This window comes from Hufsiella ginkgonis, assembly GCF_009834915.1.
In the GTDB taxonomy this organism is placed as follows: domain Bacteria; phylum Bacteroidota; class Bacteroidia; order Sphingobacteriales; family Sphingobacteriaceae; genus Hufsiella; species Hufsiella ginkgonis.
In genome coordinates this window covers 135,384-149,335 of record NZ_WVHS01000002.1, presented here as the reverse complement: position 1 = coordinate 149,335, position 13,952 = coordinate 135,384, and the positions used below count along the sequence as shown (strand labels likewise).

General features: G+C 51.8%; 13 protein-coding genes. 6 read left to right on the top strand and 7 right to left on the bottom strand.

The genetic code is table 11. The annotated features are described in order from the left end of the window. Positions 1-114: 114 nt before the first annotated feature. Complete coding sequence (locus tag GS398_RS07450; protein WP_160906145.1) at positions 115-465, bottom strand: 4Fe-4S dicluster domain-containing protein; 351 nt, start codon at positions 463-465, stop codon at positions 115-117. A gap of 109 nt (positions 466-574) precedes the next feature. Between GS398_RS07450 and GS398_RS07445 the strand changes: the two genes are divergently transcribed. From GS398_RS07445 to dnaJ, 5 genes are all read left to right on the top strand, one after another. Continuing rightward, entirely contained in the window at positions 575-1,636 is a 1,062-nt protein-coding gene (locus GS398_RS07445) for an aldehyde dehydrogenase family protein (protein ID WP_202405989.1), read from the top strand. A gap of 51 nt (positions 1,637-1,687) precedes the next feature. Beyond that, a complete protein-coding gene (locus tag GS398_RS07440) occupies positions 1,688-1,891 on the top strand; it encodes a fructose-6-phosphate aldolase (protein WP_160906144.1) in 204 nt (67 codons plus the stop codon). Positions 1,892-1,893: 2 nt separating this feature from the next. Next, positions 1,894-2,577: a cell division ATP-binding protein FtsE gene (locus GS398_RS07435; protein ID WP_160906143.1), complete on the top strand. Its 684-nt coding sequence runs from the start codon at positions 1,894-1,896 to the stop codon at positions 2,575-2,577. Between the two features lie 135 nt (positions 2,578-2,712). Next, complete coding sequence (locus tag GS398_RS07430; RefSeq protein ID WP_160906142.1) at positions 2,713-3,261, top strand: nucleotide exchange factor GrpE; 549 nt, start codon at positions 2,713-2,715, stop codon at positions 3,259-3,261. A gap of 2 nt (positions 3,262-3,263) precedes the next feature. After that, complete coding sequence (gene dnaJ, locus GS398_RS07425; RefSeq protein ID WP_160906141.1) at positions 3,264-4,421, top strand: molecular chaperone DnaJ; 1,158 nt, start codon at positions 3,264-3,266, stop codon at positions 4,419-4,421. A gap of 32 nt (positions 4,422-4,453) precedes the next feature. On the opposite strand, the gene GS398_RS07420 is transcribed toward dnaJ, so the two are convergent. Genes GS398_RS07420 through GS398_RS07405 form a run of 4 tightly spaced genes read right to left on the bottom strand, consistent with a single transcriptional unit; the run spans position 4,454 to position 10,771 of the window. After that, on the bottom strand, positions 4,454-5,437 hold the full coding sequence (locus GS398_RS07420; protein ID WP_369410240.1) for a long-chain-fatty-acid--protein ligase: 984 nt from the start codon (positions 5,435-5,437) through the stop codon (positions 4,454-4,456). A 20-nt stretch (positions 5,438-5,457) separates the two neighbouring features. Then, complete coding sequence (locus GS398_RS07415; RefSeq protein ID WP_160906140.1) at positions 5,458-5,808, bottom strand: hypothetical protein; 351 nt, start codon at positions 5,806-5,808, stop codon at positions 5,458-5,460. A 12-nt stretch (positions 5,809-5,820) separates the two neighbouring features. Further along, positions 5,821-8,259 (bottom strand): penicillin acylase family protein, encoded by a 2,439-nt coding sequence (locus GS398_RS07410; protein ID WP_160906139.1) that lies wholly within the window; start codon positions 8,257-8,259, stop codon positions 5,821-5,823. 58 nt (positions 8,260-8,317) lie between these two features. Next, the gene (locus tag GS398_RS07405; protein ID WP_160906138.1) at positions 8,318-10,771 is read right to left on the bottom strand and encodes a hypothetical protein; all 2,454 of its coding nucleotides are present in this window, start codon (positions 10,769-10,771) and stop codon (positions 8,318-8,320) included. A gap of 152 nt (positions 10,772-10,923) precedes the next feature. Between GS398_RS07405 and GS398_RS07400 the strand changes: the two genes are divergently transcribed. Beyond that, positions 10,924-11,298 (top strand): response regulator, encoded by a 375-nt coding sequence (locus GS398_RS07400; RefSeq protein WP_160906137.1) that lies wholly within the window; start codon positions 10,924-10,926, stop codon positions 11,296-11,298. Here the strand turns inward: GS398_RS07400 and lysA are convergent. After that, a complete protein-coding gene (gene lysA, locus GS398_RS07395) occupies positions 11,295-12,464 on the bottom strand; it encodes a diaminopimelate decarboxylase (protein WP_160906136.1) in 1,170 nt (389 codons plus the stop codon). The two genes, GS398_RS07400 and lysA, sit on opposite strands and share 4 nt — an antisense overlap. Before the next feature lie 99 nt (positions 12,465-12,563). Next, positions 12,564-13,874: an aspartate kinase gene (locus GS398_RS07390; RefSeq protein WP_160906135.1), complete on the bottom strand. Its 1,311-nt coding sequence runs from the start codon at positions 13,872-13,874 to the stop codon at positions 12,564-12,566. Positions 13,875-13,952: the final 78 nt, after the last annotated feature.

The window sequence follows — 13,952 nt, the reverse complement described above, 5'->3', positions numbered from 1 at the left end:
ACGCCCGAAGCTGGACGTCCGGGTGCAAAAAAAAAGCGATTTGAGTGTTCAAATCGCTTTTTTGTTCTATACCCGGCGCTGTGCAGGAACGTGTAACGTTAAACGTCTAACCTCCTACTCTACATGCAGCCATGCTTTTTTCGCCAGCAGCTCTTCCTTAGATTCACGGATATCCTCGTCGTCTACGCAACAATCTACCGGGCATACGGCAGCGCATTGCGGCTCATCGTGGAAGCCTACGCATTCGGTACATTTATCGGGTACGATATAGTAAACTTCATCTGAAATGGCCGCTTGAGCTTCGCTGGCATCCAGGGTGGTGCCGTCACCGAAATCGATCACCCCGCGCAGGGCGGTGCCGTCAGAAAATCTCCAGGCCGCTCCTGCGTCATATATGGCATTATTCGGGCATTCCGGCTCACATGCGCCGCAATTAATACATTCGTCCGTTATTTTTATCGCCATCGCTGTCTGTTATCTGTCTCTAAATAGTAGTTTTGTACGCATTCTTAAGGAACACTATTCTCCTGTAAAAACGACGCAAATATAATAATTTTCGCGCAATTTAAGTTAAATGACCCCAATTTTGACATACAGCCAACGAATTGAAGCCTTTGCCCGTTGGGGCGAATTTATGCGGAGCGACGACGAACGGCTCCAGGCATTCGTACTTTCTGCGCAATATGACAACGCCTGGTTTACCCCCGAAGAAACGGGCAGGGCGTTGCGCGCCATCGCCTCGATGCTGGAAAAAGAGCAGCTGGAAGAATGGTTCTTACGGGACTTCCCTCCCGGTGAAGGGTCGGATCTGCCAGCTCCCAAGAAAGTGGGGCTGATACTTGCGGGCAATATCCCACTCGTGGGTTTTCACGATGTGTTGTCTGTACTTGCCTTCGGGTATAAAGCGCTCATCAAGCTGTCTTCGAATGATAAACGCCTCCTGCCCTTCCTGCTCGAAAAGCTGGTAGGGATCGAGCCTGCATTTTCGGGATCTTTCGTGTTTATCGATCGGCTGGTTGACTTCGACGCAGTGATCGCTACCGGCAGCGGCAATACCTCCCGCTATTTCGATTATTACTTCAGTAAAGTACCGAACATCATCCGGAAAAACCGTACCAGCGTGGCTGTGCTCGACGGTACAGAGAGCCCAGCGCAGCTCTTCGCGCTCGGACATGACGTATTTGATTATTTCGGGCTTGGCTGCCGCAACGTTTCCAAGATCTATGTGCCGGCGGGTTATGACCTGGCCGCTTTTTTCCTGCCCGTAGAACCATTTAACACCATCGGCGATCATCACAAATACCATAACAACTACGAATATAACAAGTCGATCATGCTGGTAAACGGCGACAAGCATTTCGATAACGGGTTTCTCCTGGTGAGGGAGTCGCCCGCACTCAATTCTCCGCTGGCGGTGATCCATTATGAAGAATACGACCACGCGGACGGCCTGGTGCAAAAGCTGGGCGGCATAGCCGGGGAGCTGCAGGTGATCGTAACCAGCCTCCCGCTATCGTTACCTGTTCAAACGGTTACGTTCGGCGAAAGCCAGCAGCCCAGGCTTTGGGACTATGCGGATGGCCGCAACATCATCGAATTCCTCCGCCAGCTCCTGCCGGTGATGAACGACGGGTAATTATAATGAGCGATCAATATGTTCATTATTCATTAATTGCTACCTTTGAACATGTACATCATTAAGGTAAAAGGTGCTGCGAAAATTCCCGATTACGTTCAGTTACGGGATGAAAAATTTACGTTGCTGGCTTACTTCAGGGTGGACCGTCCCGACAAATCGCTCGAGAAAATAGGGCTTGGCGATAAAACGGAATGGATTATGGATAAAATTAAAGATCTTCCCTTCGGGCAGATCCTCAAACTCGAAATCTGATTATGAGTGGTACCAATACCGTTATAAAACTAGAGAACGTAGATATTTACCAGCAAAAGCACCTGGTGCTTTCAAACGTAGTACTTCATATAGACAAAGGCGAATTTGTGTTCCTGATCGGCAGCACCGGGTCGGGAAAAAGCAGCTTGCTTAAGGTGATCTACGGAGATCTTCATATCGCCAGCGGCGAAGGAAGGGCCGCAGATTTCGACCTCAAAAAGCTCAGCGATACGCAAGTCCCTTTCCTGCGCCGCAAACTGGGGATCGTGTTCCAGGATTTCCAGCTGCTAACAGACCGCACCGTAGAACAGAACCTGCAATTTGTGATGCAGGCCACCGGATGGAAGGACAAGGCCCTGATCGCCGAGCGTATCCGCGACGTACTGGATAAAGTAGGCTTACGGTCAAAGATCCGTAAAATGCCGCACGAGCTCTCGGGCGGCGAGCAGCAGCGTATCGTAATTGCACGTGCCCTGTTAAACGACCCGGAGATCATCCTTGCCGACGAACCTACCGGAAACCTCGACCCCGACACTTCGGAAGAGATCGTGATGCTGCTGCGCCAGATTAGCCAGTCGGGCACCGCGGTGCTTATGGCAACCCACGATTATCACATCATTCGCACCTTCCCTTCACGCATTATCAAGTGCGAAAACGGCGTGGTGCACGAAGATGCCACCATCTGACGCTGTCAGCACTTCAGAGAAATTTAGTTTAAATCCGGCCAAAAGAACCATTTTGCCTTCGCATGCCTGTCAGCCTGACGTATTTTTAATCATGGCAATGAATTTGAGCGGCATCGTTGACAATTATTACCAGGTATGTTGAAGAAAAAAAAGAACCAGGAAGAACAAGCACCCATCGAAGGCACCGAACCGGCCGCCGAAACCGTAAACCAGGACGAGCTTAGCAAACTCACTGCTGAACTTGAAAAAGCGAAGGCAGACGCCGCAGACGCCAACGACCGCTACCTGCGCCTGTATGCAGAATTCGATAACTTTAAACGCCGCACCACCAAGGAGCGCGTTGAATTACTTCAAACCGCAGGTAAAGAAGTGATCGTATCCATGCTTCCGGTAGTCGATGATTTTGAGCGCGCCCTGCGTGCCATGGAAAACGCGACCGATATTACACCCGTGGTGGAGGGCGTTAACCTGGTAAATAACAAACTGAAAAACGTGTTGCAGCAAAAAGGGCTGAAAGAAATGGTTTCCAAAGGCGAAACTTTCGATCCCGACCTGCACGAGGCGATCACCAATATTCCTGCCCCTACCGACGACCTGAAGGGCAAAGTAATAGACGAAGTGGAGAAAGGTTATTACCTGAACGACAAAGTGATCCGCTTTGCTAAAGTATTAGTTGGCGCATAATTATGGCAAAAAGAGATTATTACGACGTACTGGGCGTTACCCGGAATTCCACCGCCGATGAAATAAAAAAGGCATACCGCAAGCTGGCCATCAAGTACCACCCCGACAAAAACCAGGGTGACAAAGCGGCGGAGGAGAAGTTCAAAGAGGCTGCGGAAGCCTATGAAGTGCTGAGCAGTCCGGAGAAGAAACAGCGTTACGATCAGTATGGCCACGCGGCCAATGCCGGAAGCGCCGGGGGTTACGGCAGCGGAGGCATGAACATGGAAGATATCTTCAGCCAGTTTGGCGATGTGTTCGGCGGCGGAAGCCCTTTCGAAAGCTTCTTTGGCGGCGGCGGCGGTCAATCCCGCGGCGGCCGGCGTGTAGCACGCGGAAGCAATCTCCGGATTAAAGTGCGGCTCAGCCTCGACGAAGTTGCCAAAGGTGCAGAGAAAAAGATCAAGGTAAATAAACAGGTGATTTGTAAGGTATGCGATGGCACCGGCGCAAAAGATAAATCTTCGTTCCATACCTGCAGCACCTGCGGCGGAAATGGTTCTGTACGCCGGGTAACCAATACCATCCTGGGACAGATGCAAACCACCAGTACCTGCCCTACCTGTAACGGTGAAGGTACCACCATCACCAATAAATGTAATAATTGCCATGGCGACGGCGTGGTACGTGGCGAAGAAACGATCTCGATCAATATCCCGGCAGGTGTTAGCGAAGGAATGCAGCTTTCGATGAGCGGCAAAGGCAACGCGGCGCCGCGCGGAGGCGTTCCGGGAGACCTCATCATCCTTATTGAAGAGATCCCGCACGAAACCCTTAAGCGCGAAGGAAATAACGTAGTGTACGATCTTCACATCAGCTTTATCGAGGCTGCCGTGGGCGCTTCCGTTGAAGTGCCAACCATAGACGGCAAAGCAAAGATCAAGATCGAACCAGGTACACAGGGCGGAAAGATCCTGAGGTTAAAAGGCAAAGGCGTTCCGGAAGTGAACTCGTATCACCGCGGCGACCAGCTGATCTACGTTAACATCTGGACACCTAAAGCGCTATCGGCTGAAGAACGCACCCTGCTCGAAAAATTGCAGGCTTCTCCGAACTTTAAACCGCAACCGGGTAAAAATGAAAAGAGCTTTTTTGAGCGGATGAAAGAATATTTCGAATAATAAAGTTATCGTACCGATGAGTGCCAAAACGCTTACTGTACCAGCAAGTTACAACCCCGGATATCGCTGTTATCGAACCTGCCCAGCACTTCGAAACCGGTATCCGGGTGCATTCTCCCCAGGTCTTGCGTAGCAATGAACGCGCACGAGTGAACGTTGGCCAGGTCGATCACGTTGATTCCGCCGGTTTTACCGTTTTCCAGCAATGTAAGGGGATCGTTAATATCCCGCAGGAGTATCTTCATCCATGGCGGGCACCGGAACAGGCCTCCTCCCGCCGAATACCCTTGTGAAAGCAATTCCGTCATCCCGTATTCCGAATGGATAGCCGGCACCCCAAATCCCCGGCAAAGCCGCTGGTGTAGTTCCTCGCGCACCATTTCTTTCCTGCGGCCTTTCATGCCGCCGGTTTCCATCACGATGAGCCCTGGAAAATCAAGCCGGTAAGCTTCTACGAAATCGAGCAGTGCATACGTTACGCCGATAAGGATAACAGGAACCCGTTGTTGCCGTAATAATTCCAGCTTTTCCGCCAGTGAAGCAGGGTCGCTGAGCACGTACCCGCTGAAAGGATGTCCGCTGCGCGCGATGAGATCGTCGACCATATAGATCAGCGAGGAACCTTCCCGTTCCTGGTAAGCCGGTAGCAGCGCCAGGAATGCATATTCAGCAATATCTCCGTAGAACAACCCGAACGCTTTCCTGAAACTTTGCACATACAGTGAAACGTCGGTCACCAGGTGCCTGCTTTGCACCATTCCCGTGGTTCCGGAACTGGTAAAAGTAATTTCCGGCTGATAGCCAGCGACCGTTACGGGATGCGATTTAAAGAACTCAACCGGCATAAACGGAACCTGCGAGGTGTGCGTTACGCCGGCGGGGTCGACGCCCAGGTAGCTGATAAAATCGCGGTAAACCGGTACGCAGGATGCCTGGTATCGGAACACTTCCAGCGCTACGGTCTCGAAATCCTGTTCGTTACTGATGTCGAAAATGCGTTGCGGATTGATACTCACGCGGCAAAGATAAAGAAAGCTTATTTCTTCTTCAGCGCGGCCCGCCAGTAATATCCCGCCAGGGCGGAAACGGAAGCGGTAAGGCCGCCGATTATCCCTGTGGCCAGCAGCACGATGATCCAGCTGGACGGCGACTGCGGCAACCCAAGCATTACTGCTACTTTGCCGGAAAGCAAGTGTTGGTTCGGGATACTTTTTGAGAGGCTTACTCCGATCCACATTACAAAAATTGCCATGAACGACGAAAAAAAAGCATTACGCGCAGTTCCGCCAACCAGGGCAGCCAGGACGGCCGAAACCGGCGCAATGATCCACCACGGTAAAAAAAACTGCAGCAGGAGGCTAAAAACGGCAATCAGGATAAATAACATGAGCGTGGGCGGTTAATGGTTAGTTAGCAGGATGCGTTTAATGATGCGTTTATTGGTTTCGGTGGGCGACTGCAGGAACAGCAGCTCGTTCAGTTTGCCTCCCGCCCAGGTCTCGATCATGTTATCGTAGTAAAAGCTCCCCGGGTTACCCGATTCGCCGCCCGGGAAAACGCCGTACCCTTTATTGGGTTTTCCCAGGGCTACGATCATCCGCCATGAAGGACCGTTACTTTCAGAAAGCGCATTAACAATGTTCTTCCCGCCGCCGGCAAACAGCGTGGCGGAGCCAAATCCCGGAATGGCCGCGAGATGCGGTACATGGCTGCCTTTTACCCGTCCCCACTCCCACTTGTCGCCGATAGGCCCGAGCTTACGTGCCAGGCTGTCGATCGTAAACGCGAAGGATTTACGAATGATCTTCCGGCTGGTTTCTTTCGCCGGCGTGTTTTTATCGTCGAACCAGGGAGATAGCGGCTCATCACGCAGCATCCTCACCAGCCTTTCGCGGGGAGGAAAACGCATGGGGTGCTCCGCGTCGAGAAACTCATCCCAGGTCATCCTGGCCAGGGTATTATGCCAGAGCTCAAATATCGATGCGCCTTTCTCGCCGGCATCATATTGTTTATTCCAGCCCGCCATGATGGAGTAGGCCGCTTTGGCTTCTCCTGACAGCCTGCCGGGTTCCAGCGATTTGAGTAGTACGGGGAGAATATTTTCTGCCAGAATGCTGTAGGTGTCGTTTTGCAGGGCACGGATACTGTCTACGGTAGCATGTTCCATCACCGCTAAACGGGAATTGATGCGTCGTGCCCTGTCGTAAGAATGAAATTCCCAGCTCAGGTAATAAGGATACGATTGATCTGCCGGCGACTGGTTGGCGGAGCTGATAAATCCCCGGGGCGGATTTTTTACCGTTGGGTTCTGTTCGGTCGGGATCCACCCCTGCCAATCGTTTTCCGGTTTACTGCCGTCCATCAGGAACTTACCCTGCTCCCGCCATTTTAACGGGAAACGGCCGTTCGGCGTGATGGCTATGTCGTTGGTTGCGCTCGCGAAGGCGAAGTTCTGCGCAGGAGCTGCGAACCAGGTGATCGCTTTTCGGTAATCGTCGTAATTTTTAGCGCGGTTAAGCAGGTAAAATGCCCAGATATCCGCAGAAGGCTCGTGGGCGATCCAGCGTAACGCATGTCCTGAAGGAATATTCGCCGCCTTCGCGAACGCCGGCTTCTGGTTATCGAGGTAAACCACCGGGCCCTGGTGCGTATAGATCACCGTATCGTCCAGTTGTTTTCCGCCGCGAATCGCGATGTGTTCGATACGCCGCCGCGTGGGTTTCCAGGCGTTATCGTAAAAGTAGGCGTCCTTTTTAGTATCGCGGAAATTCACTTGATACCAGTCCAGCACGTCAGAGCCCACGTTGGTTACTCCCCAGGCTACGTCTTTATTGTAGCCGATCACCACGCATGGCGAACCGGGAATAGACACGCCGTATACATTTAACCCCGGCGCCGAGAGCTGCAGCTGGTACCAGATAGCGGGAAGTGTGAGGTCGAGATGCGGATCGTTGGCCAGGATGGGGTAACCGCTCGCCGACTTTTTTCCTGATATCGCCCAATTATTGCTGCCTATGCCCTCTTCCAGCTCTTTGGTACGGATGCCTGCCGTGGCGATGGCCGAGTAACTTTTGGGAACCTGCGGAATGCTGACCGGTTTGAAGTTCCAGGGCGTCCCTTTGGGAATGATGGGATCTTCGAGCCCGGGATAATCCGGGAAAAGGTCGCGGGTAATATCCGGCCCGAACTTAGCCAGGATATTGCTCATATAAAACTCGTTTGAGCCGCCTGCCAGGGTAGCCGACATCAGCTTAAGCAGCAGCCCGGTGTTAAGCACCTGCCAATCCTCCGGTTTATAGTCCAGGATCTTAAATTCGATGGGGTAATCGCCCGGCTTAAGCGAATGGATGTAGGCGTTGATCCCATCGCGGTAAGCCTCCATTACCGCTTTTAACCGGGGGTATTTAGCTACTTCTTTTATCATCTGCTCCGCGCCGTAGGTCATGCCCATGCGCCGCTGGAACCGGTCGAGCTCGACGGCCTTATTGCCCACCACTTCAGATAATCTTCCCGAGGCAAATCTCGTCTGGAAATCCATCTGCCAGAGCCGGTCTTTAGCGGTGATGTAACCCTGGGCGAAATACACGTCGTGATCATTACCGGCGAAAATATGAGGGATCATCTTATCGTCGAACACCACGGTGACCTTCCCGGTAAGGCCCGGCACGTCGAGCCCCGTTTCCTTATCGCCGGGTGAGGCGCTCTCGGCATTCGCCCAAAAACCATGAAAGGGATCGAGGAACTTGCCCAACGGAGGCGCCTGCCCCAGCTTCATATTCAATAGCAGGACCAGGGACAGGCCAAGTACGGTAAACAAAACGGCCAGGAAGACTTTCATTCAGGTTAATTGAGAAAAATAAAGATGGGAATATAAATCAATCTTTCAAACGCGGGTATTATTTTACCGTGAAGGCCGCCGTGCCATAAAGCGGTGCAAGTGTATTTACGTCGAGCCCCTGCGCTACTACGATAAAATCGCCCCTGATGTCTGACGTAAAAAAACTGAAAGCGTTCACTCCTGCCCGGGTAGTGCCCGAATTAGGGTTCCAGTAGATCGTGGTACGGAGCTCGGGCTCGTAAGAGGGCTGTTTTTCATAATCCGGCAGGAAAAATTGTTTGGGAATACTGATGTTCTTGATCACCGAGGTATTGCCGGTCCTTCCGCAACCCCGGTAAACCACGTGTTCCGTAGGGGTACCTGAACCGAATGCACTCCTTCTATAACTGTAGATGGCCCCCTCCCTTGGCAAAAAATTGCCATAGGCATTGATATGGTTGCTGCAGTTAAGGATGTTATTCGCGCAAACATAGTCGTTACAGGTAGTGGAACGGAAGATCTTTAGTCCGCCCGATTCCGCACCGGCATTGATCCGGATCTCGGCCAGCTGGATTCCTTTACTAAGCGACGACCTGAGTGCGGGCGGCAGCTTATTCCGGGCCAGTGAGCTAAATGCCTGCGGTACCCGCAGCGTAGCGCCTTCGAGGATCTTTTTGTCATAGGCGAGGTCGTAATCGTCGAAATGCACCTTGTACTTAGAGAGAAATTCCTCACCCTGGACCATGGTGAACTCGTTACCCCGGTACGAAAGCAGGCTCTGGGCGGAAATAGAGAATGTATAATCGCCGTTTACCGGTACGGTACCAATTCTCCCTTTTGAGTAGATCACCAGGTCCTTCAGTTTCTCCTTCTTTTTACGGCGGGTAAGCGGCTCGAGGTAACCGTTAATGCCGCCGGTATTCCTGAGCAGGGTGGCCGGTTCGCCCGGCACGAAGGAGGTGATGTCGTTCCAGCTGTTTCGCTGCCAGCTTTTCGCGATGAGTAATTCGTCCCTGGTTTTGTCGCTCATGGCAGCCAATACGCCGAAAGGTACTTCTTTATCGAGGAACCGGGAATCGTAGTAATCGAGAATGGTGCGGTAAGCGGCCTGGTCGAGCCGCCCGCGCTCGATCACCGCAATAGAGACGTTACCGGCCACGGGCTCTTTCTCCCGGTTGGTAATGTTTAATGATACCGTCACTTTTTTACGGACGCCGTAGGAGGGCTGATCGGTCTTCATCACCACATGATAGTCATCCTCGTTCCGTTTATTCATAAACAGGCGTTCGGCCACTGCCCTCCCGGAGCCGTCAAAAATGGCCAGGCTCAGCATCCCCTTCGGGAGATCCTCCAGCGGCATATTTACCTTTAAGGCCTTCCCGGGAGGAATTGTAACGGGCATTTTCCAGGCCAGGCTGTCATACGTGCGTATCACGAGCAAGGCCTCCGCCTGCGCCCCCCGGTTATAGATCATAGCGTCGGTGGCGTCTTCGTCCTGCTGCATCACCAGGGCATAGCCCGAGGGTTCTACCGGGATGGAAACGGGTGTGATCAACTTATGCGGATCTTCGGATAAACTATAAACCGCGTTCAGCGCAGGCACCAGGTCGATGCTGCCGAGCCCGTATTTATCCGTTGTTACGGCAGCCATTTCCTGTCCGTTGTTCATAAGCTTTACGGTAGTGCTTACCGGGACCCGGTTAATATCCATGGCGGTTACCACCAGGCGATTATGGGCACCCGCTATTAAATGGCCGCCTTCCGGGAAAGCCTGTAACTTCACAGGGTTGGATTCGTGACGCAGGTTCAGGTCGAGATTCGCCTGTTCACCTTCGCGGTCGAAGCGGATCCTGACCTGGAGGCTTTTATCGTCGGGCAACGGCGGGTAAACAAACGAGATGGTAGCTTCACCGAGGTCATTCGTGGTGATGCGCCCGTTTTTAATCTCCTTATCACCATTCATAAGATAATATTGGCCACGCACCTTCCGCTGGAGCTCTTCTCCCTGGCGTACTTTCACGAGGATATCGATCTTTTCGCCGCGCTGCATCCTGGTAGTATCGATCACTGACGCCTCGGCTTCCAGGCGACCGTAACTGTTCCGTGTTACGGTGATGGGCTGCATAAACACGTCTTCCTCGCTGAAGTTGATCATCCGGTCTGTATACGCAAACAGGTAGTAATTACCGTCTTTCAGCGTGTCGGGCAGCAAAATATCCCCATGCGCGCGGATATCATACACCGGGAACTGCTCCGTGAGAATGATCCGGCGGTGCTGGTCGGTAAGGCGAACGTACAGCACCTCGTTATCGATCACGTTACCGGATAAAATATAGGCCTTAAACCACACGTCTTCGTTGGGTGCATACCGGTTTTTGTCGGTATGCAAGAACAGGCAGGTAGTGGGATTTTGCTTTTGGTAAGCAAGAAGCTGCCGCTTTAGCTTTTCGTATGGATTCTCCGGAATTACAAATGCCGTAACGGTAAATGCCGCCATTAACAAGAGCCAATACAGGGGTCGAAAAACGCGCATAAGAAATATCTGATGCAATATCATTAATTATGACCTGTTAACAAAGCTCGTTGTATTGATTTACAGACAACCAGTAGCCTGCGTTACGGAAATCACCTATTGAGAGTATATGGCATAACTATTGGTTAACCATAAGCGAAAGAAGAACTGTGATGGAAGACAAATCTAAAACGATACTCGCTGTAGACGATAACCTCATGATCCTGGAGGTACTGAACGAAATACTGGCGCTCGAGGGCTACCATGTGGTAACGCTTTCTGATGGCGGCGATATCTTCCAGATCATCGAAGACATCCACCCTGACCTGATCCTGCTGGACGTGATGCTGGCGGACCTGGACGGCCGGGTGATCTGTAAATCCATCAAAGAATACTGGAAAACCCGCAACATACCGGTGATCCTTATCTCTGCCTCCCATAACCTCGAGGAATCGCTCAACAAACCCGGCGCTCCCGACGATTTCATCGCCAAACCTTTTGATATCTATTACCTGCTGGAGAAGATCGACAAACAGCTTGCCGCTTAGGATTCGCTATAAACGGAGGTCACTCTATCCCGAAGATTGTAGCCCGACGCCATTACTTCGCCATAAGCCCCGGCGCTCCTGATAACGATCAGGTCGTTGCGTCTCGCTACCGGCATCTCCACTTCCTTACCAAAACAATCCGTCGACTCGCAGATCGGCCCCACCACGTCGTACCGCGTAGTGTTCCGCTCGTTGCCGGCTAATTTAAGCACCGATAAATTCTCCATCTGGTGATACGCCTGGTATAGCATAGGCCTGATCAGCTCCGTCATGCCGGCATCCAGTACGAGGAAATTCTTTTTCTGCCCGTTTTTAACGTATAATACCCGGCTTACCAGGTTCCCGCATTGCGCTACCAGCGCTCTGCCGAGCTCGAAATGAACCTCCTGGCCATGCCTGCGCTCCAGGAATTGGTCGAAAACCTTAAAATAAGCTTCAAAATCTACGATGGCCTTTTCGTCTGGGTGGTGATAATCGATGCCAAGGCCGCCACCTACATTAAGCACACGTATGTGCAGCTGGTGATCTTCGAACCAGTTGCGGATGTCGTTTACCCGAAGGCAAAGGCTTTTAAATACTTCCAGGTCCGTTACCTGCGAACCTATATGAAAGTGAATACCGATAAACTCGAGATTAGGTGATTGTTTAAGTTCTTTTACACATTCAGCTAATTCCCAGGTATTTATACCGAACTTATTTTCTTCCAGCCCCGTTGTGATGTTGTGGTGGGTATGCGCATCCACGTTGGGATTAATGCGAATGGCCACCCGCGCAATCTTATTTCTTGCAGCGGCGAGCCCGTTAAGGACTCCCAGCTCCTGGATGGATTCTACATTAAAGGAAAATATATCGAGACCGAGCGCATCGTTGATCTCCCTGTCTGACTTACCTACACCGGCAAATACGATATTACCCGGGTCGAACCCAATTTCGGCAGCCTTCTTTACTTCATTGCCGCTTACGCAGTCGGCCCCGATTCCCGAGTTCCTGACTGCGTCGAGCACGCGTGGGTTAAAGTTCGCCTTCATGGCATAGTGCACATGAAAGCCGTACTGATCGGCCGCCATTTTGCACGCTGCGAGCGTCCGCCTAAGCAGGTCAAGATCGTAATAATAGAACGGGGTTTCGATGGATTCGAAACGGGAAATATCCTGATGGTTGAACATGTGATGCTGTAGTTAGGGGCTATACGTTTGATGTTCTGTTATATACGTCCATATGGCACAATGCCGGAACCGTACGACGCGGAACGTCAAACGTCCAACCTAAAAGATCCTGTTGTGCAAACTCCTTAACGCTTCCGTTTTTTCTTCGTTGCTTACCAACAGGGAGATATTATAATTACTTCCTCCGTAGGAGATCATCCTCAGCGGGATGTGTTTCACCGCTTCAAGTACGCGTGCGGCATACCCGTGTTTCTCGGCGCCAAAATCGCCTACTACGCAGATGATGGTCTGGTCGTAGTCGATCTCCACCGACCCGAAGTCATTCAGTTCTTTAACGATCTCGTCGAGGTTACGGGTATCATCGATGGTTACCGATACCGCCACTTCCGAAGTGGTGATCATATCGATCGGTGTTTTATACCGCTCAAAGATCTCGAATACGCGGCGCAGGAACCCGTAGGCAAGCAGCATCCGGCTCGACTGGACCTTAATGGCGGTGATACCGTCTTTTGCGGCAATTGACTTGATGCTGCCTTTATCGCTCTCCGCAGTGATCAGCGTACCGGCGGCCGAGGGCTCCATGGTGTTGAGCAGCCTGACGGGGATCTTATATTTATGAGCAGGGAACACGCTCTGCGGATGCAAGATCTTGGCCCCGAAATAGGCCAGCTCCGCCGCCTCGTCAAAAGACAGCCGGGCGATGGGTTTTGTGCCTTTCACGATGCGGGGATCATTGTTATGCATACCGTCGATGTCGGTCCAGATCTGTACCTCTTCCGCGAGAATGGCGGCGCCGATGAGCGAAGCCGTATAATCGCTGCCGCCCCGGCGAAGGTTGTCGATCTCGCCAAAAGCATTGCGGCAGATATATCCCTGGGTAATGAACAGCATCTTACCGGGATATTTGTCAATCAACGGCTGCAGGTGCTGCCCGATATAAGGTATTACCGGTTCGTTATCCTCGTCGATCTTCATAAAATCGAGCGCGGGCAGCAAAACAGACGGTACGCCGATCTCCGCAAGATAGAAATGATATAAGGTGGTCGACAGCAACTCGCCCTGCGCGAGAATGATCTTCTCCTCTATCGGCGTGAACAGTTCGTTGGCAAAAGACGTAACCAGGTTAAAATGGTAGTCTACGAGGTCTTTCCCGTGGTTATATCCCTGGTCTGTAGCGAAGAGCTCGCGGATAAAAACCAGGTACTTATCGTGAAGTGATTTGGCCAGTTCCTTCGCCTTTCGCTTATCCCCGTTTAAATACGCCTGTGAAATCTCCACCAGGCTATTGGTTGTACCTGCTACGGCAGATAATACGACGATCTGTTGCTCCCCGGGACGGATGATGTCGAGTAACTTTTTCATCCGCTCAGGACTTCCGACTGAAGTCCCGCCAAATTTTAGAATCTTCATTAACGTTTTTTGTAAAACTTTTGATGTTTAAATAGCCGCCTAAATTAGGTAAAAAGCAGGCGATCTTAGCGGGCGATT

Coding starts and splice junctions, on each gene's coding strand:
- GS398_RS07400 (WP_160906137.1), top strand. CDS start 10,924: ATGGAAGACAAATCTAAAACGATACTCGCTGTAGACGATAACCTCATG.
- GS398_RS07445 (WP_202405989.1), top strand. CDS start 575: ATGACCCCAATTTTGACATACAGCCAACGAATTGAAGCCTTTGCCCGT.
- GS398_RS07415 (WP_160906140.1), bottom strand. CDS start 5,808: ATGTTATTTATCCTGATTGCCGTTTTTAGCCTCCTGCTGCAGTTTTTT.
- GS398_RS07405 (WP_160906138.1), bottom strand. CDS start 10,771: ATGCGCGTTTTTCGACCCCTGTATTGGCTCTTGTTAATGGCGGCATTT.
- lysA (WP_160906136.1), bottom strand. CDS start 12,464: ATGTTCAACCATCAGGATATTTCCCGTTTCGAATCCATCGAAACCCCG.
- GS398_RS07410 (WP_160906139.1), bottom strand. CDS start 8,259: ATGAAAGTCTTCCTGGCCGTTTTGTTTACCGTACTTGGCCTGTCCCTG.
- dnaJ (WP_160906141.1), top strand. CDS start 3,264: ATGGCAAAAAGAGATTATTACGACGTACTGGGCGTTACCCGGAATTCC.
- GS398_RS07390 (WP_160906135.1), bottom strand. CDS start 13,874: ATGAAGATTCTAAAATTTGGCGGGACTTCAGTCGGAAGTCCTGAGCGG.
- GS398_RS07450 (WP_160906145.1), bottom strand. CDS start 465: ATGGCGATAAAAATAACGGACGAATGTATTAATTGCGGCGCATGTGAG.
- GS398_RS07430 (WP_160906142.1), top strand. CDS start 2,713: ATGTTGAAGAAAAAAAAGAACCAGGAAGAACAAGCACCCATCGAAGGC.
- GS398_RS07435 (WP_160906143.1), top strand. CDS start 1,894: ATGAGTGGTACCAATACCGTTATAAAACTAGAGAACGTAGATATTTAC.
- GS398_RS07440 (WP_160906144.1), top strand. CDS start 1,688: ATGTACATCATTAAGGTAAAAGGTGCTGCGAAAATTCCCGATTACGTT.